Below are 26,699 nucleotides of genomic sequence, written 5' to 3'. Positions count from 1 at the left end.
GAACCAGCCCGGCCTCCGGGGCTCCGGGGGCCGGCGTATCAGCCCTTGCGGTGCACGTCCTGCACGTGGGGCAGACTGCCGATGCGGTTCATCAGGCGGCTCATCTGGTTGACGTCCGCCACCTCCAGTGACAGATCCAGCGAGGCGTGCTCACCGCGGGAATCCGACTGGGTGTTGATCCCCAGCAGTCGGATCTGCTCATTGGTCAGCACCTTGGAGACGTCGCGCAGGGCCCTCTGGAGATCCGGCGTGTGGATGATGATATTCACCGGGTAACGCTTGCCCCCCGGATCGGTCCAGGTGACATCGATCAGCCGTTCCGGCGCATCGGAGCGAGCACGGCCCACCTCGGGGCAGTCCCGGCGGTGAATGGTCACGCCGCGGCCCCGGGTTAGGAAGCCGATGATGGGGTCACCGGGCGCGGGCGTGCAGCAGCGGGCCAGCCGGGTCAGCAGGTTGTCCACCCCGTAGATGGTCACCTCGTCACCGCCCGTGCTGGAGACGGTGCTGCGCTTGCGGCTGACCTGCAACGGTTCCTCGCCCTCGGGCCGGGGCAATACCCGCTCGCCGACGATGCTGGCGATCTGACCGGCCGTGATATCACCGCGCCCCAGTGCCGCCAGGAACTCCTCCAGCCGGCGGAAGCGGGTCTTCTGCGCCAGCTCGTCCAAGGGCACGTCCTGCAGCCCCAGCCGGTGGAGCTCCCGGTCGAGGATGTTACGTCCGGCCTGGACGTTCTTGTCGTGATCCTGCTGGCGGAACCAGGCCCTGGCCTTGGCCCGCGCCCGGGAGGTGCGCAGGTAGCCCAGCGACGGGTTGAGCCAGTCGCGGCTGGGGGTGGCTGAGCGTGAGGTGATGATCTCCACCTGACTGCCGCTCTTGAGGGTATGGGTCAGCGGGACCATACGGCCGTTGACCTTGGCCCCGCGGCAGTGATGCCCGACATCGGAGTGGATGTGATAGGCAAAATCGAGCGGGGTGGCCCCCCGGGGCAGGTCCACCACGTCACCCTGGGGCGTGATGACGTAGACCCGGTCCTCGAACACCTCGGCCTTGAAACGATCGATGAAGTCCTCGGCGCCGTTCTCCTCCTGCCCCCACTCCAGGATCTGGCGCAGCCAGGCGATCTTCTGTTCAAAATCGCGGTCCTGGCGGCCGCCCTCCTTGTAGCGCCAATGGGCGGCGATGCCCAGTTCCGCCTCCTGGTGCATGGCGTAGGTGCGGATCTGCACCTCCAGGGTCTTGCCCTCGGGGCCGACCACCGCGGTATGCAGGGAGCGGTAATTGTTCTCCTTGGGCGTGGCGATGTAGTCATCGAACTCCTTGGGGATGTGCTTCCAGAGGCTGTGCACCACCCCCAGCACCGCGTAACAGGTGCCCACGTCCTCCACCAGCACCCGTAGGGCGCGCAGGTCGTAGAGCTCCTCGAAGCGCAGGCCCTTGCGCTGCATCTTCCGCCAGATGCTGTAGATATGCTTGGGCCGGCCCACCACCTCAGCGTCGATTCCGGCCTGCCTCAGGGCCTCCTGCAGTTCCCTGCGGACCCGCTCGATGTAGGCCTCGCGGTCCAGCCGGCGCTCCGCCAGCAGCTTGGCCACCTGCTTGTAGACATCGGGCTGCAGGTAACGGAAGGCCAGGTCCTCCAACTCCCACTTGAGCTGCCAGATGCCCAGGCGATTGGCCAGAGGGGCGTAGATGTCCCGGGTCTCCTGGGCGATGCGCTGCTGCAGCGTCTCGGGCAGGTCGCGGATGCTGCGCAGGTCGTGCAGCCGCTCGGCCAGGGTAATGAACACCACCCGCACGTCCGAGGCCATGGCCAGCAGCATCTTGCGCAGCCCCTCGGCACGTTCCGATTCACCGGACAACTGGCCCGGGTCGTGGAAACGGGAGATGTCCTGCATGCGCGAAGCCCCCGCCACCAGGTGGGCCACGTCATCGCCGAGCTGCTTGCGGATACGGCCCAAGGCGGTGTCATCCAGGGTGGGCAGGTCGTGCAGCAGGCCGGCGGCCAGGGTGGCGGCGTCCAGCCTCAACCCGGAGAGGATGGTGGCCACCGCCACCCCGTGCTCGAAATAGCTGTCACCGGTGGGACGCTGCGCCGACTTGCACCCGGCCTCGGCGAGACGCCAGGCCTCGGCCAGCACCCGGCGGTCGTCCTCGTCCAGCCGGGCAGGCAGCTGCGCTACCCAGCTGTCGTAATCCAGCTGGGCCTCGTCGGGTAATTGTGTCAGTCCGGTATGTACCATTTACACCGTCATCCGCCGTCCATAAGGCGTGAATTGTACCTGTACCGTCTCCGCTTTCACCCCTTGGTTCACCCCATTATCCGCCATGCATCGCGCAAGCACATGTGGCAGCGCCGCATGCCGGGCCAGGCCATCACTGTCTGCAGGTCCAACCACGCCCCAGGCTTGCACAAGCCGCGAAGACTGTATAAATTTACAGTCATCATGACAAACGACACGCTCACACCCCGACAGCAGCAGGTGCTCGACCAGATCCGCGGGCACATCCGGCGCACCGGCTATCCGCCCACCCGGGCCGAGATCTGCCGCGCCCTGGGCTTCCGCTCGCCCAATGCCGCCGAGGCCCACCTCCGGGCCCTGGCCCGCAAGGGGGCCATCGAACTGCGCCCGGGCACCTCGCGCGGCATCCACCTGCCAGAGGAGGCGGCGGCCAACGACAGTGACGGCCTGCCCGTGGTCGGCCGGGTGGCCGCCGGCAGCCCCATCCTGGCCGAGGCCCACATCGACCGGCATTACCGGGTGGACACCCATCTGTTCTCACCCCGGCCCGACTACCTGCTGCGGGTACGCGGCATGAGCATGCGCGATGCCGGCATCCTCGACGGGGACCTGCTGGTGGTCCACCGCACCCACGAGGCCCGCAACGGCCAGATCGTGGTCATGCGGCTGCACGACGAGGTCACCGTCAAGCGCCTGGAGCAGCACGGCAGCCGGCTGCGGCTGCTCGCCGAGAACCCCGACTACCCCACCATCGAGGTGGACCTCACCCGCGATGACGCCAGCCTGGAGGGTATCGCCGTGGGCGTCATCCGCAACGAGGGGCTGGACTGAACCACAGCCGGTGTCCATGGAGCCGAGACCGCCTTTGGCCAGGGACGGCCACCATCGCAAGCGCGAGGAGCCCAACATGACCGAGGCACTGGACAATCTGCTGAAACACCCCCATATCTGGCGTGCCACCGGCGACCCGGACGCCTCCCGGGGGCTTGCCACCGGCTTTCCGGCCCTGGAGGCCGTGTTGCCCGGTGGCGGCTGGCCTGCCGGGGCACTCACCGAGATCCTCCATGACCGGACCGGCGTGGGTGAACTGCGTCTGGTTCTGCCGGCACTGGCCCGACTGAGCCGTGCCGGGCGCTGGGTGGTCCTCATCGCCCCACCCAACCTGCCCTATGCCCCCGCGCTGGCCGCTGCGGGGGTGGACCTCCGCCACCTGCTGCTGGTCCACCCCCGCACCGACCAGGAGGGGCTGTGGGCGGTGGAGCAGGCCCTGCGCTCCGGCACCTGCAGCGCCGTGCTGGCCTGGCCGGGGCCACTGGACACCGCCGCCCTGCGCCGGCTGCAACTGGCCGCCGAATCCGGGGATGCCTGGGGCGTCCTCTTCCGCGATCTGCAACAGGCCGCCCAGCCCTCCCCCGCCGCCCTGCGACTCACCCTCAGCCAGGATGCCGGCGGTAACCGGCTGGATATCTTCAAATGCCGCGGCGGTGGCCGCCAGCAGCTCACCCTGGCGCTGGACCACCCCGTGCCGCTGCCGGCACGGGACGGGGAAGCCCCGCTCAACGCCACTCCCCGACAGCCCACCCGGACGCACCGGCCGGCCGCCAATACGGCACCGCGCCGCCGCCCCCCGGCCACCGTGACCCCCCTGCACCCCCACCGCGCCCGTCGCGGCCGTAACCGCTCCCAACTGGGTCTTCCCCTGGACGGGGAGCGCCACTAAGCCGGGCCGGCCCCAGCCCCGGCCATGGAGATGCCGCGATGCTGTGGCTGGCCCTCCACCTGCCCGACCAGGCCCTGCCCGAGTCGCCCTGCACGCCCCCGGCAACGGGGGCGTGCAGGGCGACCGCCGATCAGGGGGCCGACGACCCCCTCGAAAACCTGGCGGCCTGGGCCTACCAGTACAGCAGCCGGGTCTGCCCCTGGCCGCCGGCCACGCTGGTGCTGGAGATTGGTGCCAGCCTGAACCTATTCGGCGGCCTCCAGGCCCTGCTGTCCAGGATTGACACCGGACTGCGCCGGCTGGACCGGACGGCCCGGCGGGCGGTGGCGCCCACGCCCCGGGGGGCCTGTTGGCTGGCGCGCTGCGGGCAACAGCGGATCCTCCAGAGCCCCGAGGCCCTGCGCCAGGCCCTGGATCCGCTGCCCCTCGCGGTGCTGGACCTGGAACCGCGCCAGCATCAGGCCCTGCACGGTCTGGGCCTGCGCCGCCTGGGCGACTGTCTGGCCCTGCCCCGCCGGGAACTGGCCCGTCGTCTGGGTCCGGCGCTCCACCAGCAACTGGACCAGGCCCTGGGCCACCGCCCCGAACCGCTGCCCGAATGGCGGCCGCCGGCCCGCTACCGGGGCCGCCGGGAACTGGTGCGGGAGACGGACAACCTCACCCCTCTGCTGCCCCTGCTGGAACGGCTGCTGCACGAACTGCAGGGCCTGCTGCGCGGCCTGGACGCCGGTGTCCCCCGCTTTGAGCTGGTGCTGGAGCACCTCCACCGCCCCGCCAGTCGGCTGACCGTCGGCCTGACGGAGCCGGACCGCGACCCGGAGCGTCTGCTGCGGGTGGCTGGCGAACGCCTGGCCCGGGAGCCGCTGGCCGCCCCGGTACAGGCGATCACACTGCTGGCCGAGGACATCCAACCCCTGCGGCCCGAGCCGGAGGCCCTGCCCGGCACTCGCGCCGCCCACGATCATCACCCCATGCGGGTGCTGCTGGAGCGACTGACCGCACGCCTGGGCGAGACCCGCGCCCACGGGCTGGCGGTGCATCCGGAGCACCGCCCGGAACGGGCCTGGCGCCGGGTGCCACCGGGCCAGGCCGGTGCCGCCGCCCCCCAGAAACCCCGCCCCACCTGGCTGTTGGAGCGGCCGCGCATCCTCGGCCAGCAGCAGGGCCAGCCGGTCTGCCGCGGCCCGCTGATCCTGGAGCGGGGGCCGGAGCGCATCGAGAGCGGCTGGTGGGACGGCGCCGACGTGGCCCGCGACTACTACGTGGCCCGCGACCATGACGGCGCCCGCCTGTGGATCTTCCGCGAGCGCCGTGGCCGCCGGCGCTGGTTCCTGCACGGCCTGTTCGGCTGAGCCGCCCGGCCGGAGCCCGCCCTAGTTCATGATCCGGCGCCGCAGCAGCCACGTGGCCAGGGACAACCCTGCCAGGGCGTACACCGCAATCACCCCCAGGTGCACCAGAACCAGGCCCGGCCACTCGCCGATGACCAACGGCCGCACCAGCGCCACCGCGTGCGCCAGTGGCAGGCACCAGGCACCGGCAACCACCGCCTGTGGCAGGGCCTCCAGGGGAAAGAACACCCCGGAGAGCAGCAGCATGGGGGTGATCACCAGCGTAAAGTAGTAAAGGAAGAAGTCGTAGCTGCGCGCCAGCGCAGTGACCACCATGGCCATGGCCGCGAAACAGAAGCCGGTCAGCAACACCACCGGCAGGGCCAGCACCGCGCGCGCATCGGCCACCAGCCCCAGCAGCGAGGCCACCACCAGGATGGCCGTGGCGCTCATCAGGGCCTTGGTGGCCCCCCACGCCACCTCACCGAGCACAATGTCATCCACCGTCAGCGGCGCCCCCAGCATGGCCGTCCAGGTCTGCTGCTGGGAGAACCGGGTATAGGCGGAGTACATGGCCTCAAAGCTGGCCGTGGTCATGGCACTGGAGCAAACGATGCCCGAGGCCAGAAAGACCATATAGGGCAGGCCATTCACCTCGCCCACCAGCCGCCCAAAGCCGTAGCCCAGGGCCAGCAGGTAGAGCAGCGGCTCGCCGAAATTGCCCAGGATGGAGGGCACCATCAGCTTGCGCCAGACCCGCACGTTGCGCCGCCAGACTGGGATGAACCGCAGGCTGGGCCGCGGCCGCAGCCCCCGGGTGATGTCGTCGCGCGCGCGTCCGTCCATCCTTCAGTCCCTCAGCCCATGCCCGGTCAGGCGCAGGAAGACGTCCTCCAGATTGGCCCGGCGGTGCACCCAGCGCAATTCCGGATAGGGGGCCAGGGATGCGAGCAGCAGCCGTTCGTCGGCCGCATAGAGCCGCACTGTCTCTCCCGAGTCCTCCTGCCGGACCCCATCGGGCTGCAGCCCCCAGCTCCGCCACCGCTCTGCATCGCGCCCGTCCAGCTCCACCACCTGGTTCTCGATGTGGGCGCGGATCAGCACCCCCGGGGCATCGCTGGCCACCACCCGTCCCTGGTCGATGATGGCGACACGGTCACAGAGCCGCTCCGCCTCTTCCATATAGTGGGTGGTGAGGATCAGCGTGCGGCCCCGGTCCAGCAGGGCCCGCAGACGGCGCCAGATGTGCTGGCGGGCCTGCGGATCCAGGCCAGTGGTGGGCTCGTCCAGCACCACCAGCTCCGGATCGTTGATCAGCGCCCGCGCCAGGGTCAGGCGCCGCTTCATGCCCCCGGACAGGGCCTGGATGGCGGCGTCCTCGCGCCCCTCCAGGCTGGCGAAGCGCAGCAACTCCGACACCCGCCGGTCCAGTTCCGGCCCGCGCAATCCAAAGTAGCTGGCGTAGGTGTAAAGGTTCTCCACCACCGTGAAGTCCGGATCCAGGCTGTCCACCTGGGGCACGACCCCGGCGCGGGCACGCACCTCCCGTGCCCGGGCCGGCACCGGCAAGCCCAACACCTGCAGGGTGCCGGCACTCGGCGGGGTATGCCCCAGCAGCATCCGCAACGTGGTGGTCTTGCCGGCCCCGTTCGGACCCAGCAACCCGAAACACTCTCCTGGCTGCACCGCCAGGTCGACGCCGGCCACCACCGCCAGCCCGCCGTAATGCTTCACCAGTCCCTCGGACCACACAGCCCATTCCGGTTTCCGGGCGCCCATCATCCCCGTTACCTTGCGAAACCCGCTGTCATGACTAACACTGGAGTAAGGTTTTCCCTTATTGCCATCTCCACCCCATCGTCTTCTCAGTCTCCCCATGACGATCAGGGAGTGTCGTCTTGAGACAGATCGCGCAGCGCATCGCCTGGGCCATCGCGCTCCCCATCATGGCCTTCCTCGCAGTCGCCGGCTTTCTGGTCCATGACCGTATTGAGGCCACCCGGCAGCTGGAGGCCCGCGTGACCCAGCTCGACCACGCCGAGGCCATTGCCCCGCTGATCCACGCCCTGCAACAGGAGCGCGGCGCCGGCAGTCTCTACCTGACCGCTCCGGGCGATACCCGCCTGCGGGAACTGGTCACGGCCACCCGCGAGGAGACCGATCAGGTCCTCGATACGCTACGCCGGCAGCGGGAGGAGGCCCCAGATCCGCCGTCCTGGATGGTGCGCCTGCAGGCGGAGCTGCGCAAGCTTCAGGACCACCGGGAGGCGGTGGATAACCACCAGCTCGACCCCGAACTGCATATCCACGTCTACACCCAGGTCATCGAGGCATTGATCCGCCGGATCGGCGAACTCATCGGGCCGTTCGGGCTGGAACGGCTCGACAATGACCTGATCGCCTATCTACTGCTCTTTCAAATCAAGGAGCAGGCGGGACGGGAACGGGCCCTGGGCGCAATCATGATCGCTGACAACGCCCCCCCGGGCTTTCGCCAGCAGGACCTGCTGCACCATGTGGTCCTGCAGCGAGAGTACCAGCTCGCGTTCGACCGGCTCTCCAACCCGGAGCACCGATACCGGTTAGAACACCTGATCGACCTGGAGGCGGAGGACCGGTTCATGGACCTGCGCACCCAGCTACTGGAGGCCAACGCCCCGCCCAACGACGGAGCACTGGCCCGAACCTGGTTCGGGCTGGCCAGCCAACGCATCGACGCTATGCGCGCGCTCTCCGAGCGCCTTCAGGATCAGGTGGTGGGGGAGCTGCGCGCCGAGGCGCGGTCCCTGCAGCGGACCAACCAGCAGGTGGTCGCGGCCACCGCCGGGCTGCTGACCATCACCCTGCTGCTCTCGGTGGGCATCGGCCGGGGCCTCTACCGGCAGTTAGAGGGCCGCCGGCGCGACGCCGAGCGCATCGAGTACCTGGCCACCCACGACCCACTCACCGGACTGCCCAACCGGACCCTGTTCCAGGACCACCTCACCGAGTGCCTGAACCGGGCCCGTGCCGAGGGGCATAAGGTGGGTCTGCACATGGTGGACCTGCAGGGCTTTACCGAGATCAATGCCACCTGGGGCGACGAGGTCGGTGACCGCATCCTGCAGACCCTGGCCCACCGCCTGGAGGAGGTGCTCCCCGCTGACGCCATCATCGCCCGTCCCTACGGCGACGACTTCGCCATCATCCAGCCGGCCATCCGCGCGGAGGGGGACATCCACACGGTGGCCGAGACCGCACGCCGCGCCGTGGAGAAGACCCTGCGAATCGGGCCGCGGCGGATCCGGCTGCGCGGCCGCGCCGGGGCCGCCTGCTTCCCCGAGCACGGCGAGAGTGCCAACAGTCTGATGACCGCCACGACCCTGGCGTTACAGGAGGCCAAGGCCAAGGGTGGCACCTGTGTCTACGTCCGAGGCATGTCCGACCGGTTCCAGGCCCGCCAGTCGTTGGCCCGGGACCTGGAGCACGCCCTCGAGCGCGGCGAGCTGCTGCTCAATTACCAAACCAAGGTGGACTTGGCCTCCGGCCGGCTGGCCGGCGCCGAGGTACTGCTGCGCTGGCACCACCCGGTGCGGGGCCTGGTGCCGCCGGACCAATTCATTCCAGAGGCGGAGAAATCGGGCCTGATCGTCAACATCGGCCAGTGGGTCCTGGAGACGGCCTGCCGTCAGGGCCGTCGCTGGCTCGACCAGGGCCGCCCGGTCCAGCTGGCGGTCAACCTCTCATCGGCCCAATTCCGCCAGGCCGACCTGGTGGACCAGGTCAAGGCAACCCTGACCCGGACCGGACTGCCCCCTACCCTGCTGGAACTGGAGATCACCGAGACCGCGGTGATGATGGACATGGACACCTCCGTGCGCACGCTGCAGGCCCTGCGCGAGCTGGGCGTCTCCCTGGCCATCGACGACTTCGGCACCGGCTACTCCTCGCTGGCCTACCTGCGCCGATTCCCGGTCTCGGTGCTGAAGCTGGACCGAAGCTTCGTCGACGGCATGGAGCATGGGGGCGACCCGGCCGCCATCGCCGCCGCGGTGGTCCAGTTGGGGCAGGTGCTGTCGCTGTCGGTGGTCGCCGAGGGCGTAGAGACCGAGGCCCAGGCTGCCGCCCTGCGCCAGCTCGGTTGCGACCTGGCCCAGGGCTATCTCTACGCCCGCCCACAGCCGGCGGAGCAGTTTGAGGCGCAGCTGCCGGCACCGAAGACCTGATTCGGTGCGGGTTCGCCCCTCATTGCCCAAGGAACTGGGCAAAAAACTGCACCACCAGCATCCCGGCCATCAACCAGAGCAACCCGCGCAGCCACCCGCGGAAGCGGTCCGCCGGTACCCGGTCGCGCAGGGCCATCCCGGCGCGCAGGCCCGCCAGGCTGATCAGCGCCAGCGGCAGGGACCAGAGCAGCAGATCCAGGCCGAAATAGCCCAGCACGGCGAAGGTACCGGCCTGGGCTATCTTGCTGACGAAGAAGGCCAGGTTGATGGCCTGGACCAGGACCAGCGGGGCCACCTTCATCTCCAGGAAGAAGATCATCAGCACCGGCCCACCGACGTTCACGGTGCCCCCCAAAACCCCGGCACCGAAGCCGAAGCCGGCCCCGGACCGGCGCGGGTGGCGCCGGATCCAGCCCCAGTCCAGACGGTGGAAGTGGCCGCTGGTCAGGTAGAAGACCATGGTCGCGGCCAGCAGCAGGCGGAAGGGGTTGGGATCCACCGAGACCAGCCACAGGGTGCCCACCACCGCGCCGGCCAGCATCCACAGGGCAATCGGCCAGAAGCGGCCCAGGCTGGCGGCCCAGCCGCCACCGCGCAGCATACTGTAGCCGTTGACCAGGATATTCGGCGCCAGGGTGAGCAGGATGGCGGTCTGCACGTCGGTCATCAGCGCCAGCAGCGGCGTGGCGACCAGCGGAAAGCCCACGCCGAAAGTGCCGTGGACCAGACCGCCCAGCAGCACCACGGCGAGCGCCAGAACCATATAGATGACGGGAATGTTCTCCAACGGGCGCCCCCCAATGCCCCCACGCCCGCCGGGCGGCCGCTGTCAGCGGCGCCGGGTGGGCCTTCTGCCGCGCCGCCCCTTGTGCCGGGGGGCCTTGCGTTTGTCGTTGTCTTTTTGGGTTTCGTGTTCCAACCCCACCGCCTGGCAGAGGGCGGCCACCTGCCCCTCGCGCAGGGGCCGGTGCTCGCCCCGACGCAGCCCCCGCGGCAGGCTCACCGGCCCGTAGCGCACCCGGATCAGCCGGCTCACCTTCAGGCCCTGGGACTCCCAGAGGCGGCGCACCTCGCGGTTACGGCCCTCGCGCAGGGTGACCTGGTACCACTCGTTGCCGGGCGGGGCCTCATAGCCCAGGGCCCTATAATCCACGACCGGCGTGATGCGGGTGAAGGCCGCCTCACCGTCGTCCAGGGTAACGCCCTGCTGGAGCCGGCGCAGGATCTCGGGGGTGACCTCGCCGTAAACCCGCACCGCGTATTCCCGCTCGATGCCGCTGGACGGGTGCATGAGCCGATTGGCCAGTTCCCCGTCGGTGGTGAATAACAGCAGGCCCTGGCTGTTCAGGTCCAGCCGGCCCACCACCACCCAACGGCCATCCGCCTCGGGCAGGTTCTCAAAGACCGTGGGCCGCCCCTCGGGGTCGTCACGGGTGCAGACCTGCCCCTCCGGCTTGTAGTAGAGCAGCACCCGGCGCTCCGGCTGGAGCTTGCGCCGGGCCACCGGCCGGCCGTCCACCTGCAGCCGGTCCTCGGCGGTGACCCGGTCGCCCAGTTGGGCAACGTGGCCGTTGACCTTGACCCGCCCCTCGGCGATCCAGGCCTCCATCTGCCGGCGGGAGCCGACCCCGGCGCGGGCCAGCACCTTCTGCAGTTTTTCGGTGTTTGCTTGTTCAGACATGGCGGTATTATCGCCCGGCATGGCCGGGCGCCCAAAGGGTGAATGGCCCGGAGGCCGATGGGGTGTAGGCCGCGCTCAGGCGCTGGCCACGTCGGGTCGGCCCAGGGCGTAGCGCTCCAGGCGCTTGATCTCGTCGCGTAGCTGGGCGGCCTCTTCAAACTCCAGGTTGCGGGCGTGCTCGCGCATCTGTTTCTCCAGCTGCTTGATGCGCTTGACCGCCTCGGCCGGGGTGTAACGGCCGTACTTGGCGGCCTCTTCCGCCACCTTGTCGATACGGCCCCGCGGCGCGCCCGGTATCGGGGCGCCGCCCCGCTCCATGATATCGGCCACGTCCTTGCGCACCCCCTTCGGGGTGATGCCATGGGCCTCGTTGTGGGCCTGCTGCTTGGCGCGGCGCCGCTCGGTCTCGTCAATGGCCCGGCGCATGGAGTTGGTGATCTCATCACCGTAAAGGATGGCCTTGCCGCCAAGGTTACGCGCCGCCCGGCCGATGGTCTGAATCAGCGAGCGCTCGGAACGCAGGAACCCCTCCTTGTCCGCATCCAAAATGGCCACCAGCGACACCTCGGGGATGTCCAGGCCCTCGCGCAGCAGGTTGATGCCCACCAGCACGTCAAACTCGCCCAGGCGTAGATCGCGGATGATCTCGGTGCGCTCCACGGTGTCCACATCGGAGTGCAGGTAGCGCACCCGCACGCCGTTCTCGTGCAGGTATTCGGTCAGGTCCTCGGCCATGCGCTTGGTCAGGGTGGTGACCAGCACCCTCTCGTCGCGTCGGGCGCGCTCGGTGATCTCGCCGTAGACGTCGTCCACCTGGCTGAGCGCCGGGCGCACCTCCACTTCCGGATCGAGCAGGCCGGTGGGGCGCACCACCTGCTCCACCACCCGCTGGCTGTGCTCATGCTCCCAGGGGCCGGGGGTGGCGGAGACCAGCACGCACTGGGGTGCCAGGCGCAACCACTCCTCGAATTTCAGCGGCCGGTTGTCCAGGGCCGAGGGCAGGCGGAAGCCGTAGTCCACCAGGGTCTGCTTGCGGCTGCGGTCGCCTTTGTACATGCCGCCCAACTGCGGAATGGTGACGTGGGATTCGTCGATGAAGACCACGGCGTCCTCAGGCACGTAGTCGAACAGGGTGGGCGGCGGCTCACCGGGGGCGCGGCCGGAGAGGTGCCGGGAGTAGTTCTCGATGCCGTTGCAGTAGCCCAGCTCGTGCATCATCTCCAGATCGAACAAGGTGCGCTGCTCCAAGCGCTGGGCCTCCACCAGTTTGTCGGCGGCGCGCAGCTCCGCCAGCCGGTCGCGCAGTTCCTCCTTAATGGCGTCGATGGCGCGCAGCACCTGGCCGCGGGGGGTGACGTAGTGGGTCTTGGGGTAGATGGTCAGGCGCGGCACGCGGCGCAGCACTTCGCCGGTGAGGGGGTCGAAGTGCGACAGCTCTTCGATCTCGTCGTCGAACAGTTCCACCCGCACGGCCTCGTCCTCGGCGTCGGCCGGGAAGATGTCGATGACCTCGCCCCGGGCGCGGTAGGTGCCGCGGGTGAAGTCCATGTCGTTGCGGGTGTATTGCATTTCGGCCAGGCGGCGCAGGATCTGGCGCTGGTCGATGGTCTCGCCGCGCACCAGGTGCAGCAGCATGGCCATGTAGGACTGGGGGTCGCCCAGGCCGTAGATGGAGGAGACGGAGGCGACGATGATGGTGTCCTGCCGTTCCAGGATGGCCTTGGTGGCGGACAGGCGCATCTGTTCGATGTGTTCGTTCACCGAGGCGTCCTTCTCGATGAAGGTGTCGGAGGCCGGGACGTAGGCCTCGGGTTGGTAGTAGTCGTAGTAGGAGACGAAGTACTCGACGCGGTTCTTGGGGAAGAACTCGCGCATCTCGCCGTAGAGTTGGGCGGCGAGGGTCTTGTTGGGGGCCAGGACCATGGCAGGCCGCTGCACGGCCTGGATGACGTTGGCCATGGTGAAGGTTTTGCCGGAGCCGGTGACGCCGAGCAGGGTCTGGTGGCGTTCGCCGGCGTTGAGGCCCTCGACCAGCGAGGCGATGGCCGTGGGCTGGTCGCCGGCGGGTTGGAAGCGGCTTTGGAGCTGGAACCTGGCGGTCATAATCGTCAGCACTGCCTGTGTGGCCTGGGGCTTCGTTCAGGGCGACTTGGGGTGTCGGGCGGGGGTGATGTCCTTCAGGGCTCCACTTGCGCACCCCTTCGGGGTTCCCTGCGCTACTCACAAAAAGTCGGCGGCGCGAACTCGCTTCGCTCGGACAGGCGCGCCTTTTCTCCGACTTTTTGCTGCGTTGCTCGGTGCGCAAAGTCGCCCTGAAGGACACCACCCCCGCCCGACACCCCAAGTCGCTACGACAGATTCTACCGTGTTCTCCTGTTCGGGCTCTGACCCCCGATGAGCCTCGTTGTTCAGGCGACAAACCTCCCGCATTGACGGTTACCCCGCCATCGATGTGCACGATCGGGCGCGAGCGGTTAGAATTACGCGGCTAAGACTCAGCGAGAAACGGAGGCAACTTTGGATATCAAACTGGCGAATCGGGTTCAACGTGTGAAGCCCTCTCCCACTCTGGCGGTGACCGCCAAGGCGGCGGAACTGCGCGCCGCGGGCAAGGACATCATCGGCCTGGGGGCCGGCGAGCCTGATTTCGACACGCCTGAGCATATCAGAGACGCAGCCATAACGGCGATCAACGAGGGTGAGACCCGCTACACCCCCGTCGACGGCACTCCGGCGCTGAAGAAGGCCGTGATCAATAAGTTCAAGCGCGAGAACGGCCTGGACTACGATGGCAAGCAGGTGCTGGTCTCCTCCGGCGCCAAGCACTCGCTGTACAACCTGATGTGCGCCCTGCTCAACGAGGGCGACGAGGTGATCATCCCGGCGCCCTACTGGGTGTCCTACCCGGACATGGCCAAGCTGGCCGACGCCGAGCCGGTGATCATCGAGGCCGGTCAGGAGCAGGGGTTCAAGATCACCCCCGAGCAGCTGGAGGGCGCGATCACTGACCGCACCCGGCTGTTCGTGATCAACAGTCCGTCCAATCCCACCGGTTCCGCCTACAGCAAGGCCGAGCTGGCCGCGCTGGGCGAGGTGTTGAAGAAGCATCCGCAGATCGTGGTGGTCACCGACGATATCTACGAGCACATCCTGTTCGAGGGTGAGTTCGTCAACATCGTCAACGCCTGCCCGGAGCTGAAGGACCGCACCGTGGTGGTCAACGGGGTGTCCAAGGCCTACGCCATGACCGGCTGGCGGGTCGGTTATGCCGCGGGCCCCGAGGCGCTGATCGGCGCCATGAAGAAGATCCAGTCCCAATCGACCTCCAACCCGGCCTCGGTCTCCCAGGCCGCGTCGGTGGCGGCGCTGGACGGTGATCAGGGCTGCATCCCGCCCATGCTGGAGCAATTTAAGAAGCGCCACGACTTCGTGGTGGACGCCCTGAACAAGATCGACGGCGTCGAGTGCCGCCCCTGCGAGGGCACCTTCTACTGCTTCCCCAATATGCAGGGTGCCATCGACAAGCTGGACGGCGTCGGCAATGACGTGGAACTGGCCGGGTTCCTGCTGGAGCAGGGTGTGGCCCTGGTGCCCGGCTCCGCTTTCGGTCTCGAGGGCTATGCCCGGATCTCCTTCGCCACCAGCATGGAGAACCTGGAGAAGGCCATGGAGCGGATCGCCAAGGCGCTGGGCTGAGGCGGTCGGGCTTCCGACAAGCGCCCATGGCCAGGGCGCAGTGCCGGCTTTCGGCCGGTGCGGTTCAGCGAAAGGCCCCGGTGCGCGTCACCGGGGCCTTTTTGCTTCCCAACCCGGGCCCAACCCCGGCGGCCGTGCCCCCGTCTATTGGACCCCATCAAGGCCTGATCCGGCTGCTCTGCATTGCTTATCGGCCCGGGGCGGTTCATCTTTCTGGGTAGCCGTGTGGTCCTGACGCCAACCGGCCGATGTTTTCCGGCAAGGGGGAGAGAGTTATGCGACGCAAACCGGCCACTGCGTTATCCACCATCGACCTGCGCCGCCGGCGATTGCTCCAGACGCTGGGCATCGGCGGGGCCGCTGCCGGGCTCGGCGGGCTCCCCTGGCTGACCGCACCCGGCGCCCTGGCCGGCGAACCCCGCCACGGGGGGACCCTGCGAGTGGCCCTGCCCCAGGCCGCCACCATCAATCCGCTGCGCATGAGCGCCGGCGGTGCCATCGCCGTGGTGCAGCAGGTGGCCGAATACCTGGTGCGCGTGGACGAGCACCTGAACCTGCAGCCGGCCCTGGCCACGGACTGGGAGACGCCCGACGAGGGGCGGACCTGGGTGTTCCGCCTGCGCGAGGGGGTGAAGTTCAACGACGGCCGGCCGCTGGAGGCCGACGACGTGGTGGCCAGCTTCCGGCGCCTGGTGGATCCGGACGTCGCCAGTGTGGCCCGCTCACAGTTGGACTTTCTGCCGCCCGAGGGCATCAGCGCCGACGACCGGCACACCGTCCGCTTCGAGTTATCGCGGCCCATCGGCGCGTTCCCCTACTACACCCAGATCTACAACGCCGTGATCCTTCCCCGCGACCACGACGGCGATCTCGCCAGTAACCCCGTCGGCACCGGGCCCTTCCTACTGACCCACTACCAGGCCCGCGAAGAGGCCGTGCTGGAGCGCAACCCCGACTATTGGGACGCGCCACGGCCCTACCTGGACCGGGTGCGCATGGCGATGTACGACGGTGATCAGCCCCAGGTGCTGGCCCTGCGCGGCAACGCCGCCGACATGATGCTGTTCGCCAGCTATATGAACGCCCGCCCGCTGCTGGACAACGAGGAGATCAACCTGCTCAGCGCCCGCAGCACCCAGCACCGCCAACTGGCCATGCGCTGCGACCAGCCCCCTTTCGAGGACGTCCGCCTCCGCCGCGCCGTGGCCCTGGCCCTGGGCCGGGAGTCCATGGTGAACAACCTCATTGGCGGCTACGGCGAACCGGGCAACGACCACCCGGTGGCGCCCCTCTACCCGGACGCGGCCGATATCGACCTGGCCCGGCGCGAGCCCGACCTGGAACGGGCGCAGGCGCTGCTGGCCGAGGCCGGCGTGCCCAATGGCTTCCAGATCGACCTCCACATCGGTCGCCTGGCCGAACTGCCGCAGTACGGCGTCCTGGTCGAACGCATGCTGAACCCGATCGGGATCCGCGTGAACCTGCGGGTGGAACCACTGAACACCTACTACGAACACTGGACCAAGGTGAACTTCGGCCTCACCGACTGGGTGGGCCGGGCGGTTCCGGAGCAGATCCTGGCGGCGGCCTTCCGGGGGGGCGCCGACTGGAACGCCCCCCATTGGCGCGATGATGAGTTCGACGCCGCCCTTAGCGAGCTGGAGGCGGCCACCGATCCGGCGCGCCGCCGGCAGCTCACGGCCACCCTGGCCGGGAAGCTGCACGAGGAGGTGCCGGCGGCCATCACTTACTTCACCCAGGCCCTGCGCCCGGTGCGTCGGCGGGTGCAGGGTCTCCGCGCGGACAATGCCAACTACCTGGACCTGACCCGGGCCTGGCTGGCCTAGGCGGCGAGGCACCTTCCAGCGTGCTGCGTTATACGCTTCGGCGCCTGTTGATGCTCGGGCTCACCCTGGTGGTGGCCTCGCTGCTGGTGTTCGCCCTGACCACTGTGCTGCCGGGCGACGTGGGCCGGATCATGCTCGGCCCCTTTGCCGACGAGGCGGCGGTGGCCCAGGTGAACCGCGAGCTGGGCCTGGACCAACCGGTGGTGCAGCGCTACCTGGACTGGGTCGGCGGCGTGCTGCGCGGCGACTGGGGGCACTCCTACACCCTGGAGGCCCCGGTGCTGCCGCTGGCGCTGGAGCGGCTGGGCCGCTCGCTGCTGCTCGCCGGCCTCGCCCTGGCGCTGCTCATCCCCACGGCCCTGGCGGCGGCGGTGGTCGCCGGCCGCCGTGCCGGCGGCTGGCTGGACCGCACCGGTTCGATCACCGCCCTGGTGCTCAGCGCCATGCCCGAGTTCGTCACCGGGGTGCTGCTGATCATGGTCTTCGGGGTGATGCTGGGCTGGCTGCCGGTCCAGGCCCTGCCGCCGGAGGGCAGCGGACTGCCGGAGACCCTGCGCCACCTGCTCATGCCGGCCCTGTCGCTGGCGCTGTTGCTCTTCGCCTATCTGTTCCGCATGGCGCGGGACGGCATGATCACCGAGTTGCGGGCGGACTACACGCGCACCGCCGTCCTCAAGGGCCTCCCGCCCGGGGTGGTCATCCGCCGGCACGTGTTGCGCAACGCCCTGCTGCCCACGGTCACGGTCATCGGCGCCCAGGTGGGCTGGCTGGTGGGTGGCCTGGTGGTGGTGGAGTCGCTGTTCCGCTATCCCGGCATCGGCGGCCTGATCCACGGCGCGGCCCTGGACAAGGACATCCCCCTGCTGGCCGGCTGCGCCCTGCTCATCACCCTGGTCTACGCGCTGGCCAACATGCTCGCCGATCTGGTCTATGCCGCGCTCAACCCCAAGGTCCGCCGCGGCATGGGGGGGCGCTGAAATGGGCCGTCTGCCGGCGACCTTCTGGGTGGGCCTGGCCATGGTCAGCGCCTGGGTGTTCAGCGCCCTGTTCGCCCCCTGGCTGGCCCCGGCCGACCCGCTGGACATCGCCTTTGACGCCATGGAGCAGCCGCCCTCGGCCCAGTACTGGTTCGGCACCGATAACTACGGCCGCGACATGTTCAGCCGCGTGCTGCACGGCGGACTGCACGTGTTGGCCATCGCCCCGGCGGCCACCGTCCTGGGCCTGGCGCTGGGCACCGCCATCGGGTTGCTGGCGGCCTACCTGGGCGGCTGGCGGGACGAGGGCCTGATGCGGTTGATGGACGCCATCATGGCCTTTCCCCTCATCGTACTGGCGCTGCTGGCACTGGCCGCCCTGGGGCCCTCCACCGTCAATGTCATCGTGGTGATCGGCCTGGTGTTCGCGCCGTTGATCGCCCGCACGGCGCGGGCCGCCGCCCTGGTGGAGGTGGAGCGGGAGTACGTGCAGGCGGCGCGGCTGCGGGGCGAGTCGGGGCTCTACATCCTGATCGGCGAGGTGTTGCCCAACATCCGCGGCCCACTGATGGTGGAAGCGGTTATCCGGGTGGGTTATGCGGTGTTCACCTCCGCCACCCTCGGCTTTCTGGGGATGGGGGTGCAGCCCCCGGCCCCGGACTGGGGGGTGATGATCAGCGAGAACCGCGCCCTACTTACCGAGGCCCCGTGGACGGTGCTGTTCCCCGCCGCCGCCATCGGCTTCGTGGTGGTCGGCTTCTCGCTCATGGCCGACGGACTCCAGGAGCGGGAGGGCTGATGCGCACACCGGCGCTGGAGATCGACGCCCTTACCCTGAGTTACCGCCGCCGGGGCCAGCGCCTGCCCGCCGTGCGCAACGTCTCGTTGAGCCTCGCCCCCGGGCGGACGCTGGGGATTGCCGGCGAGTCCGGCTGCGGCAAGTCCACCCTGGCCATGGCCGCGCTCGGCTACCTGCCGGGCAACGCCCGCATCGAGCAGGGCGAGGTCCGTATCGCCGGCCAGAGCCTGGCGCGGCTCTCCCCTGAAGCGCTGCGGCGGCTGCGTGGCCGCCAAGTGGCCGCGGTCTACCAGCAGCCGGCGGCGGCCCTGAATCCCGCCATTCCGGTGGGCGAACAGATCGCCGAGGTCTGCCGGCTGCACTTCGGCATGGGCCGGGCCGCGGCCCGTAATGCCACGGTCGAGATGCTGCGCAAGGTGCAGATCCCGGCCCCGCAGGCCTTGCTACACCGCTACCCGCACGAACTCTCCGGTGGCATGCAGCAGCGGGTGGTGATCGCCATGGCCCTGGCGCCCGACCCGGCGGTTCTGATCCTGGACGAACCCACCACCGCCCTGGACGCCACCGTGCAGGCGGAGATCCTCGCCCTGTTCGCGGAGCTGCGCCGGACGGTCAGTGCCGCCATGCTCTTCATCAGCCACGACCTGGCGGTACTGCGGCAGGTCTGCGACGAGTTGGCGGTCATGTATGCCGGCGAGGTGGTGGAACGGGGACCGGCGCAAGCGCTGCTGGAGCAGCCCATGCACCCCTATACCGCGGCCCTGCGCCGGTGCATCCCCAACCTGGACAGCGATAAGCGGCGCGGCGGGCTGGCCACCATTCCCGGCACCCCGCCGGAGCTGTCCGCGCTGCCCGGTGGCTGCGTATTCGCGCCCCGCTGTCCCATCGCCACCCCCCAGTGCACAGCGGCCCCGGTGCCGCTGGCCACGGTGGCGCCCAGTCAGCAGAGCCGGTGCCTGCTCCCGGACCTCGCCGGTCAGGCGGTCCGCCCGAGTCGCGCCGCGCCCCGGCCCGACGCCACGCCCGACGACGGCCGGCCCCCGGCCCTAAAGATCGAGGGCCTCAACGTCGATTACGGCCGGGTCCGGGTGCTGCGGGAGGTCTCACTAACCCTGGGCGGCGGGCAGACCCTGGCGCTAGTCGGTGAGTCCGGCAGCGGCAAGACCACCCTGGCCCGGGCCGTCACCGGGCTCAAGCCCGCCACGGCAGGTACCTTGGAGCTTCAGGGCAAGCCCCTGGCCGGCCGCCTCCGCCGCCGCAGCGGACGAACCCTACGCCGTCTGCAGATGGTGTTCCAGTCACCGGACGACACCCTCAACCCCAGCCACCGGCTCGCCAGCATGCTCCAGCGCGCGGCGCGCACCCTGGGTGGACTGCGCCGAAAACAGGCCCGCGAGCGGGCCCTTGCCCTGCTCGGCAGCGTGGCACTGAGCGGCGAGTTGGGCGCAAGGCGCCCGGGGCAGCTCTCCGGCGGCCAGCGGCAACGGGCCGCCATCGCCCGGGCCTTTGCCGGTGCCCCGGAGCTGGTGGTGCTGGACGAGCCCACCTCGGCCCTGGACGTTTCGGTTCAGGCCGCCATCCTAGAACTGCTCTTGCGCCTGCAGGCGGAGACCGGCGCGGCCTACCTGTTCATCTCCCACGACCTGGCGGTGGTGCGCTATCTGGCCGACCGGGTGGCGGTGATGTACCTGGGCGAGGTGGTCGAGGAGGGCCCGGTGGAGGCGGTCTTTGCAGGCCCCGGCCACCCCTACACCGCGGCCCTGCTGGCCGCCACGCCGGATCCGGGCCGGGCCTGGCGCCCGCCGGTCCGCCTGCCGGGCCACAACCCGGGCCCGGCGGGGCGTCCCGAGGGGTGCCCCTTCCACACCCGTTGCCCCTACGTACTGCCGATTTGCGCGCACTCGCCGCCGCCGGACCACGGGCCGGCGCCGGGACACCGGGTGCTTTGCCACCTGCCCCGCGAGCGCCTGCCCCGGGGCCCGGATAGAGGCGACGGGGCCGGCGGCTAGCCCGGGACGCACCAGCCGGCAGACAGAAAAAACCCCGGATGGACAAGCCGACCCGGGGTACACGGAGGAAGTCAGAGGCTCAGCCCAACGCCGGCCCCTCAGGAACTTTCTTGTTTTTTATTTCAGCCCCTCGCGTTCCAGCGCCTTCTCCGGCAGCACCAGCGCGGTCTCTTCCGGTAACGGTTCGAGGTCCATTGCGAACCATTGGTGGCCCTGAACGGCACGCCGCTGCATCCCAAAACGAATTTTGTCACCGTGGGTGAATTGCGGGGCCGGCTCGCCTTCCGGCAGGCGGAGCATCATGCGCATGGCCCGCATGACCTGGGGCACCTCCTCATGAATCACCACAATTTCATGATCCGCCTCATCATAGGAGACAAAAATCCCGTTCACCGGGTAGACTTCAGATCGCTCAACATCCTGGGCCAGCCCCGCCACGGACCATACGAGCAGTGCCAAAGTCACCACCAGGGGCAAAGAATAACTCTTCATCGGAATATCCTCGTACCAGTTTCTGAAAAACCGCGGGATCACCCACCGCGGGTTTGGGGTCACCGCCTATATTCGGGCCTTTCCGGGCTGTCCAGCATTGATTGAGTGACAGCGTTGAGGACATCCCAGTCGATCTCCTCATAGGTGAGCACCTGGCCCTTCTCAAGCGACTGGGCGTGGCGCTCGGCTTTCTGTTCGCTGGCGTACGGGATGAGGGTCGGCCCCATGGCCCCCATCCTGCGATCCCCCATGACGTACAGCGCCTTATCGGCCACGATCAACGCCGTGTCGTCCGGCTGCTCCCAGTCGGTCTCCCCCAGGTCATGCACGTACGCCTGGCGAACACGGCCAGCATTCTCCGCCTGCATCACCCAGGCAAACAGGTCTGTGGTGGAGCAGAAACTGAGGTTCTTCCGGCCATCATCCACGCAGACCTGCCCCTTGGGGCCGGGATAGTCCACGACCACCATGCCGCATTGCGCACAGCGCTCATCCGATGCCGTGGTGGCCGCATCACACTGGGCCCGCAATCCGTCCCCACAGCCCTTCAACGCAATCAGGGGGGAGAGTCCCAGCAGGATGATCGCGGACCGCCTGGTCAGCATATACCTCTACCTCTGTACACCCTCATTCAGCCCGGGCACAGCGCACCAGCCGACTGAAATGCGTAAAAAACATGGCCCGCTGACCGTCCATGAACCGCACATGCAGTACCTGGCCGGTATCCTTGTCCACGGTGGATGACCAATAGGGCATCGCGGAATCGGACCATCCGACCTGCGAGTAGTCGATCCGGTCCCGGTTTTCCCAGACCAGTTCCAATTGCTCTATGGCGGGCAGGAACCACCCCTCGCCTTTCTCCGCGCAGTAACGAGCGCTATCAAACCCTTCAAGGCCGTCGGAGTCGCCGTAGTCCCACAGCACTTCGTAGGTGTTGCTGTAACCATCCGAAAATGAGGTGTCCACGCCGCCCACGCACTGATGGCAGGTGGCGCTGTCCCATCGCATCTGCGGATCACCGGACTCGGCGTCGAAGAAGGTCTTGATCCCGTCAACCTCACCGGCATAAAAGAGCGGCCAGCCCTCCTGACCACAGAAGGAATCACTGACCTCGCCGACTGTCTCCTCGCCGGCCTCCAGGCAGGCCGCAGCCGAGGAGGCGAAACCGCCCCCGAGGAGTGCAACGGCCAGAGCGGTCAGAAGGCGGCCATGAGCCCCAAAGTTCTGGGTAATGCTGTTCAATTGTGTGACCTCGAATAGGTGACCGGAGACCCATCAGTCCTGCTTCAGGCGCGCCATGAGCCACTCATCCAGCGCGTCCATTTCCTCAATGCACACCTCATGCATAATCGGGTAATCCTCCCAATGCACGTCGTGACCGAGGGCCTTCAGCTTCTCGCGCCCCTGCTCGGCACGCCCGAAGTCCATGACATCATCGCGCGTGCCATGGGCCATGAAGATGGGGGTACCGGCGTTGGCGTGGTGCTGTTCCGCCTGCAGCGTTTCCGGCAACGGCAGATAGCCGGAAAGGCAGACCACGCCCGCGAGCGGCTCCGGGTACCGCAACCCCGTGTGCAGGGCCATGGCGCCGCCCTGGGAGTAGCCCGCCAGCACGATCCGGTTGGCCGGGATGCCTGCATCCTGCTCATCTCTGATCAGATCAACGATCCGTTCATGGCTATCGCGGATGCCCTCGACATCCTCCTCGGCGTCGAGATCCAGACTGAACAGATCAAACCACCCCCTGAGCAGCCCCCCGTCGTTCACGGTGATCCGCCGCACCGGGGCGTGGGGCACCACGTGGTGGATGCCAATACGGTTGGTTTGCCGCATCTTGGGGAAAACCCCATCAAAGTCGGTCCCATTCGCACCAAGGCCGTGCAGCCAGATCACGGATGCCACCGGCCGCTCGTTGGTGCTCCAGTCCGAGATCAGCATCGGTCCCCGCTGCACCTCCTCGCCAGGGGCCAGTTGCCCCCAGCTGGAGACCTCATAATCGGACTCTTCTTGAATCTTTCCTTCCTGCATCACATGTCACCCATGATTTCCCGCGCGCGCTCGAAGTCCATCGAGCCGACCGCGGAACTCAGTTCGTTTAGGACATCCCAGTCGATCTCGTCGTAGGTCAGGATGTGGGCGTCGTCCACACCGTTATCGACCAGGTGCTGTTTATGCGCTTCGGCCCGCCGGTCGTCACCGAAGGGCACCAGAGTCAGGCCCATGGCAGCGATCCGGGGATCGCCGACGACGTAATATGCCTGCTTAGCCACCATCAGCAGGCTGTCATCGGGGGACTCCCACGACTGCCCCTCCATGTCATGGACGTAGGCCCGGCGCAGCCGGGTGGCGTTCTCCGGCTGCAGTGCCCAGGCAAACAGGTCAGTGGTGGAGCAAAATCCCAGGTTCCGGGTGCCGTCATCGACACAGGCCTGGGCTTTCGGCCCGGGGTATTCGACAATCGTCATGCCGCACAACACACAGAGTTCATCGTCGTGGAAGGGCCTGGGTGAGCAGGCCGCTGTCTGGTCCTCCGTCTCGCTGCACGCCACCGTCAGGCCCACTAGGGGGAGGCCGGAAAACAGCTTCAACAGGGTACGCCGATCAGTCATCTATAAACCTCAAGCAGTCCTGTGACGAAATCGCCACATCGCCAGGAGAAAGGGCACAACCGCCCAAACCGCCAAAACACCAAACAGCAGGGGGAGCGAATAGGCGTCGGCACCCACGGACGTCAGCCCCGCATACTCCCTTGCCGCCTCAAAACCGGTCAGATTGATCAGTCGGAAGACATCAGTGGGGTTGAAGAGCAGCAGCACCTGGAACAGGACCGAAGAGACGGCCCCCTCGGTCCCCACCAGCAGTGCAAGCAGCACCAGGTCATAGACCAGAACGAACAGAAACCAGACCACCAGGGCAAGGCCGGCGGCCTTGGACTTGTCCCCCACCATCACGCTGATCAGGTACGCCATTCCAATGAAGGACCAGCCCAGCAGCAGCGCACTGCCAATGAACATGCCGAACCCGCCCGCCAGCTGGCCGGCATCAACTCCGCCCCCGAGCAGCCCGATGACCACACCCGCAACCCCGAACCCCACCAGCGTGGACAGCCCGAGAATGCTGGCATGGCCCAGGAACTTACCCGTGACCAATTGACTGCGTGACAACGGGTAGGTCAGCAGAAGCAGAAGGGTGCCCTGCTGATCTTCCCCGACGATGCTGTCGTAGGCGAGCATCAGCGCGATCAGCGGGATCAGGAACACAGCCAGGGTGGCCAGGCTGATGATCGTGGTGGCCACACCGGTAAACCCGACATGACCGGCCGCCGCCGCCCCAAACCAGGCCAGACCGATCGCAAAGAGCGCAAAGACGATGGTAATGGCTAGCACCCATCGGTTTCTCAGACCATCTCTAAACTCCTTGCCGGCAACAGTGAAAATGGCGTTCATCGCGGCGCCCCACTCCCTTCCATTTGTTTGTCAAAGTGCACGTAGAGGTGCTCCAGCGAGGCCGGCTGCCACTCCATGTCGTCCACGCCCTCACTGGCCAGCAGGTGCCTGAGCACGTCCACCTTCTGGCCATCGTGGGTAACGATCTCGACGGCCTGCCCGTTCACCCGACGCCCCTCCAATCCGGTGCCCTCCGCATGGGCGAGGATCCGGTCGGGCGTGCGGGTAAAGACCTTGATGGTCTGAGGCAACCCAGCGAGGCGCCGCAGTTCATCGAGTGTGCCCTGGGCAAGCAGCTTGCCCTGGCCCATGATGGCGGCGCGGTCGATATGGCGCTCAATGCCCGGGAGGACGTGAGAGCAGAGAATGATGCTCACCCCCTTCCCGCGCAGGTCATCCATCATGTCGTAGAAGTCGCGGGTCGCGATGGGATCAAGCCCCACCGTGGGCTCATCCATCAGGAGTAGCTGCGGGTCCCCCAAAAGCGCCTGCGCCAGGCCCAGCCGCTGACGCATGCCCTTGGAATAGGTCCGCACCTTTCGGTCCGCGGCGTGGGCCAGGCCGACCCGCTCGAGCAGTGTCCCGACCAGGCTACGGGCCACCTTCTTCAGATCCGCAAAGTACCGCAGCACCTCTCGGCCGGTCAGTTGCTCGTAAAAGGAAACATTCTCCGGTAGATAGCCGATCCTGCCGCGCAGGTCCGCCGCCTCCTTTTGTGAAGGACTCTTTCCAAAGACCTCCACGCTGCCGGCCGTTGGCGTCAGCAAGCCCAGGATAAGTTTCATTGTGGTCGATTTACCGGCCCCATTGTGGCCCATCAAACCCAGCACCTCGCCGGCCTCCAGCCCGAGGGTGAGACCGGTGACCGCGTGGACCGACCCGAAGTGCTTATCGACGCTCTCTAGACTGACTACTTTGCTCACCCGAGTTCCTCCAGGAGCTTCAAATCATGCGCAGGCCTGATCAGCGGATAGCTGTCCTTCACGCCACTGGGGCGAAGCACCGGGAATTGCCGCTGAACCCAGCGCAGGACCTGCACCGCAGGACTGTTCAAAAGGATCTTGGCGGCAGGGTATTTCCAGAGGATGCCGTCCATGGCATCGTTGGGCTCATACGGGACATCACCGATGCCATCGCCCCTGAGATCCCAACCCATGTAATCGCTCCAGTAGTTACCCCGCCCCTCGTGAGACCACTCCTGCTCCACATTCGCGACGTACATCACCTGGTGCTGGTTCCCGACGAATGAATTGCCGTGAAAGTGGTTGTTGTTGGAGCCGGCTGTCAGATGGACGCCGATCTCCGCACGGGCGAACAGGTTGTCTTCAAATTCGTTGTGTTGCGAGTTGTAAATAAAAACGGCTTTGCCCTCGGCGCCAAGAACGCCATGCCCATCCGGCGTACCGGGCGGGTGGCCCCGCATCACGTCAAGAGAACGGTTCCTTGCGAGATAGGAATAAGTGACCGCATTAAGAAGAATCCCGTAATTCTGATCCCTGATAGAGGTATTCCCCTGTACATTGAGGTGACGGGACATCATCAGGGCGTAGCCCATGCGGTTATCATAGGTTCGGTTCACCAACACATCGTTGGTGTGGGAAAACATGTAATGAATACCATACCGCTGATTATGCAGGACGTTGCCAATCAGACGGTTGTGATGACTGACATCGATATAGATGCCGTCGCGGGCTTCCCAGATCTCGTTGGCGATGATGACCGAGTCTGTCAGCCGGAACATGCGGATGCCATCGCCGCGCTCTGCCGAACGCATACGGGTATCACCGCTGATCCGGTTGGCGATAATCAGCACCTCATCGCTCTCCCCGGCCCATATCCCAAAGGCACGGGAATGAATCCGGTTACCTGTAATAACTGTGCGGTGGGAGCCCTTGTCGAGAAAGATCGCAGCATCCATTTCAGTCATATCGATGCCACTGTTGCGGATGATCAGGCCCTCCACACGGGTATCTGGTGCACCAATAATGGACAGGGTGACACCGACCCCTTGGCCATCCAGGATGGCCCCGTTATCCCCCTTCAGGGTCAAGGGTTTATCGATCCGGAAGTTGCCTCTATAGACCCCGGGTCGCAGCGAGAGCGTATCGCCAGGTTCGGCTTGATCAATGGCCTCCTGCAGACCCATACCCCCGGGCTGCACATACGTTGGCTCGGCCCAGGCCCCCTTCATCAGGGAGAGGGTGAGCAACAGCATCAGCGTAACGATGGATTTCAAGGTCATTCGCATCA

Annotated in this window: 23 protein-coding genes; 9 read left to right on the top strand and 14 right to left on the bottom strand. The window is 67.5% G+C overall.

Annotation, left to right across the window (positions count from 1 at the left end):
- Positions 1–38: 38 nt before the first annotated feature.
- Positions 39–2,246 carry a GTP diphosphokinase gene (relA, locus tag MLG_RS05615; RefSeq protein ID WP_011628844.1) on the bottom strand — a complete coding sequence of 736 codons (2,208 nt, stop codon included), beginning with the start codon at positions 2,244–2,246 and terminating at the stop codon, positions 39–41.
- Between the two features lie 204 nt (positions 2,247–2,450).
- Between relA and lexA the strand changes: the two genes are divergently transcribed.
- From lexA to MLG_RS15845, 3 genes are all read left to right on the top strand, one after another.
- On the top strand, positions 2,451–3,077 hold the full coding sequence (gene lexA / locus MLG_RS05610; RefSeq protein WP_011628843.1) for a transcriptional repressor LexA: 627 nt from the start codon (positions 2,451–2,453) through the stop codon (positions 3,075–3,077).
- A 76-nt stretch (positions 3,078–3,153) separates the two neighbouring features.
- Positions 3,154–3,966, top strand: coding sequence for a translesion DNA synthesis-associated protein ImuA (imuA, locus tag MLG_RS05605; protein WP_041717925.1), 813 nt, complete (start codon positions 3,154–3,156; stop codon positions 3,964–3,966).
- Between the two features lie 38 nt (positions 3,967–4,004).
- A complete protein-coding gene (locus tag MLG_RS15845) occupies positions 4,005–5,318 on the top strand; it encodes a Y-family DNA polymerase (RefSeq protein WP_011628841.1) in 1,314 nt (437 codons plus the stop codon).
- 21 nt (positions 5,319–5,339) lie between these two features.
- Here the strand turns inward: MLG_RS15845 and MLG_RS05595 are convergent, their stop codons facing one another.
- Complete coding sequence (locus MLG_RS05595; protein WP_011628840.1) at positions 5,340–6,143, bottom strand: ABC transporter permease; 804 nt, start codon at positions 6,141–6,143, stop codon at positions 5,340–5,342.
- A gap of 3 nt (positions 6,144–6,146) precedes the next feature.
- Positions 6,147–7,079 (bottom strand): ATP-binding cassette domain-containing protein, encoded by a 933-nt coding sequence (locus MLG_RS05590; protein ID WP_011628839.1) that lies wholly within the window; start codon positions 7,077–7,079, stop codon positions 6,147–6,149.
- A 116-nt stretch (positions 7,080–7,195) separates the two neighbouring features.
- Between MLG_RS05590 and MLG_RS14760 the strand changes: the two genes are divergently transcribed.
- Positions 7,196–9,502, top strand: coding sequence for a putative bifunctional diguanylate cyclase/phosphodiesterase (locus MLG_RS14760; protein WP_011628838.1), 2,307 nt, complete (start codon positions 7,196–7,198; stop codon positions 9,500–9,502).
- Between the two features lie 19 nt (positions 9,503–9,521).
- On the opposite strand, the gene MLG_RS05580 is transcribed toward MLG_RS14760, so the two are convergent.
- The 3 genes from MLG_RS05580 to uvrB form a co-directional block, all read right to left on the bottom strand.
- Complete coding sequence (locus tag MLG_RS05580) at positions 9,522–10,289, bottom strand: sulfite exporter TauE/SafE family protein (protein ID WP_011628837.1); 768 nt, start codon at positions 10,287–10,289, stop codon at positions 9,522–9,524.
- 42 nt (positions 10,290–10,331) lie between these two features.
- Positions 10,332–11,183 carry a 23S rRNA pseudouridine(2605) synthase RluB gene (gene rluB / locus MLG_RS05575; protein WP_041718336.1) on the bottom strand — a complete coding sequence of 284 codons (852 nt, stop codon included), beginning with the start codon at positions 11,181–11,183 and terminating at the stop codon, positions 10,332–10,334.
- Between the two features lie 75 nt (positions 11,184–11,258).
- The gene (gene uvrB, locus MLG_RS05570) at positions 11,259–13,286 is read right to left on the bottom strand and encodes an excinuclease ABC subunit UvrB (RefSeq protein WP_011628835.1); all 2,028 of its coding nucleotides are present in this window, start codon (positions 13,284–13,286) and stop codon (positions 11,259–11,261) included.
- Positions 13,287–13,700: 414 nt separating this feature from the next.
- Here uvrB and MLG_RS05565 point away from each other — a divergent pair, with 414 nt between their 5' ends.
- The 5 genes from MLG_RS05565 to MLG_RS05545 all read left to right on the top strand — a co-directional run bounded on the left by MLG_RS05565 (position 13,701) and on the right by MLG_RS05545 (position 20,511).
- Entirely contained in the window at positions 13,701–14,879 is a 1,179-nt protein-coding gene (locus MLG_RS05565; RefSeq protein ID WP_011628834.1) for a pyridoxal phosphate-dependent aminotransferase, read from the top strand.
- A gap of 275 nt (positions 14,880–15,154) precedes the next feature.
- Positions 15,155–16,726: an ABC transporter substrate-binding protein gene (locus MLG_RS05560; RefSeq protein ID WP_011628833.1), complete on the top strand. Its 1,572-nt coding sequence runs from the start codon at positions 15,155–15,157 to the stop codon at positions 16,724–16,726.
- A 20-nt stretch (positions 16,727–16,746) separates the two neighbouring features.
- Positions 16,747–17,703, top strand: a complete 957-nt coding sequence (locus MLG_RS05555) for an ABC transporter permease (RefSeq protein WP_011628832.1) — start codon at positions 16,747–16,749, stop codon at positions 17,701–17,703.
- Between the two features lies 1 nt (position 17,704).
- Positions 17,705–18,502, top strand: coding sequence for an ABC transporter permease (locus MLG_RS05550; protein WP_011628831.1), 798 nt, complete (start codon positions 17,705–17,707; stop codon positions 18,500–18,502).
- Positions 18,502–20,511, top strand: a complete 2,010-nt coding sequence (locus MLG_RS05545; protein ID WP_011628830.1) for a dipeptide ABC transporter ATP-binding protein — start codon at positions 18,502–18,504, stop codon at positions 20,509–20,511. The genes MLG_RS05550 and MLG_RS05545 overlap by 1 nt, the downstream gene beginning before the upstream one ends.
- Positions 20,512–20,628: 117 nt before the next feature.
- Here MLG_RS05545 and MLG_RS05540 read toward each other — a convergent pair whose 3' ends face one another.
- From MLG_RS05540 to MLG_RS05505, 8 genes are read right to left on the bottom strand one after another with little or no spacing between them, the layout of a single operon-like run.
- A complete protein-coding gene (locus MLG_RS05540; RefSeq protein WP_011628829.1) occupies positions 20,629–21,003 on the bottom strand; it encodes a copper-binding protein in 375 nt (124 codons plus the stop codon).
- A gap of 59 nt (positions 21,004–21,062) precedes the next feature.
- Complete coding sequence (locus MLG_RS05535) at positions 21,063–21,608, bottom strand: nitrous oxide reductase accessory protein NosL (RefSeq protein WP_011628828.1); 546 nt, start codon at positions 21,606–21,608, stop codon at positions 21,063–21,065.
- A 22-nt stretch (positions 21,609–21,630) separates the two neighbouring features.
- Positions 21,631–22,245, bottom strand: coding sequence for a hypothetical protein (locus MLG_RS05530; RefSeq protein ID WP_011628827.1), 615 nt, complete (start codon positions 22,243–22,245; stop codon positions 21,631–21,633).
- 33 nt (positions 22,246–22,278) lie between these two features.
- The gene (locus tag MLG_RS05525) at positions 22,279–23,031 is read right to left on the bottom strand and encodes an alpha/beta hydrolase (protein WP_011628826.1); all 753 of its coding nucleotides are present in this window, start codon (positions 23,029–23,031) and stop codon (positions 22,279–22,281) included.
- Positions 23,031–23,612: a nitrous oxide reductase accessory protein NosL gene (locus MLG_RS05520; RefSeq protein ID WP_011628825.1), complete on the bottom strand. Its 582-nt coding sequence runs from the start codon at positions 23,610–23,612 to the stop codon at positions 23,031–23,033. The genes MLG_RS05525 and MLG_RS05520 overlap by 1 nt, the downstream gene beginning before the upstream one ends.
- Before the next feature lie 9 nt (positions 23,613–23,621).
- Positions 23,622–24,449, bottom strand: coding sequence for an ABC transporter permease (locus MLG_RS05515; RefSeq protein ID WP_011628824.1), 828 nt, complete (start codon positions 24,447–24,449; stop codon positions 23,622–23,624).
- Positions 24,446–25,372: an ABC transporter ATP-binding protein gene (locus tag MLG_RS05510; protein WP_011628823.1), complete on the bottom strand. Its 927-nt coding sequence runs from the start codon at positions 25,370–25,372 to the stop codon at positions 24,446–24,448. Before MLG_RS05510 ends, MLG_RS05515 begins: the two co-directional genes overlap by 4 nt.
- On the bottom strand, positions 25,369–26,691 hold the full coding sequence (locus MLG_RS05505) for a nitrous oxide reductase family maturation protein NosD (protein ID WP_198003246.1): 1,323 nt from the start codon (positions 26,689–26,691) through the stop codon (positions 25,369–25,371). Before MLG_RS05505 ends, MLG_RS05510 begins: the two co-directional genes overlap by 4 nt.
- Positions 26,692–26,699: the final 8 nt, after the last annotated feature.

The sequence above is a fragment of the Alkalilimnicola ehrlichii MLHE-1 genome (genome assembly GCF_000014785.1).
GTDB lineage: Bacteria > Pseudomonadota > Gammaproteobacteria > Nitrococcales > Halorhodospiraceae > Alkalilimnicola > Alkalilimnicola ehrlichii.
This window is presented reverse-complemented; position numbering and strand designations above follow the sequence as displayed.

Coding starts and splice junctions, on each gene's coding strand:
- relA (WP_011628844.1), bottom strand. CDS start 2,246: ATGGTACATACCGGACTGACACAATTACCCGACGAGGCCCAGCTGGAT.
- lexA (WP_011628843.1), top strand. CDS start 2,451: ATGACAAACGACACGCTCACACCCCGACAGCAGCAGGTGCTCGACCAG.
- imuA (WP_041717925.1), top strand. CDS start 3,154: ATGACCGAGGCACTGGACAATCTGCTGAAACACCCCCATATCTGGCGT.
- MLG_RS15845 (WP_011628841.1), top strand. CDS start 4,005: ATGCTGTGGCTGGCCCTCCACCTGCCCGACCAGGCCCTGCCCGAGTCG.
- MLG_RS05595 (WP_011628840.1), bottom strand. CDS start 6,143: ATGGACGGACGCGCGCGCGACGACATCACCCGGGGGCTGCGGCCGCGG.
- MLG_RS05590 (WP_011628839.1), bottom strand. CDS start 7,079: ATGATGGGCGCCCGGAAACCGGAATGGGCTGTGTGGTCCGAGGGACTG.
- rluB (WP_041718336.1), bottom strand. CDS start 11,183: ATGTCTGAACAAGCAAACACCGAAAAACTGCAGAAGGTGCTGGCCCGC.
- uvrB (WP_011628835.1), bottom strand. CDS start 13,286: ATGACCGCCAGGTTCCAGCTCCAAAGCCGCTTCCAACCCGCCGGCGAC.
- MLG_RS05560 (WP_011628833.1), top strand. CDS start 15,155: ATGCGACGCAAACCGGCCACTGCGTTATCCACCATCGACCTGCGCCGC.
- MLG_RS05550 (WP_011628831.1), top strand. CDS start 17,705: ATGGGCCGTCTGCCGGCGACCTTCTGGGTGGGCCTGGCCATGGTCAGC.
- MLG_RS05545 (WP_011628830.1), top strand. CDS start 18,502: ATGCGCACACCGGCGCTGGAGATCGACGCCCTTACCCTGAGTTACCGC.
- MLG_RS05540 (WP_011628829.1), bottom strand. CDS start 21,003: ATGAAGAGTTATTCTTTGCCCCTGGTGGTGACTTTGGCACTGCTCGTA.
- MLG_RS05535 (WP_011628828.1), bottom strand. CDS start 21,608: ATGCTGACCAGGCGGTCCGCGATCATCCTGCTGGGACTCTCCCCCCTG.
- MLG_RS05525 (WP_011628826.1), bottom strand. CDS start 23,031: ATGCAGGAAGGAAAGATTCAAGAAGAGTCCGATTATGAGGTCTCCAGC.
- MLG_RS05520 (WP_011628825.1), bottom strand. CDS start 23,612: ATGACTGATCGGCGTACCCTGTTGAAGCTGTTTTCCGGCCTCCCCCTA.
- MLG_RS05515 (WP_011628824.1), bottom strand. CDS start 24,449: ATGAACGCCATTTTCACTGTTGCCGGCAAGGAGTTTAGAGATGGTCTG.
- MLG_RS05505 (WP_198003246.1), bottom strand. CDS start 26,691: ATGACCTTGAAATCCATCGTTACGCTGATGCTGTTGCTCACCCTCTCC.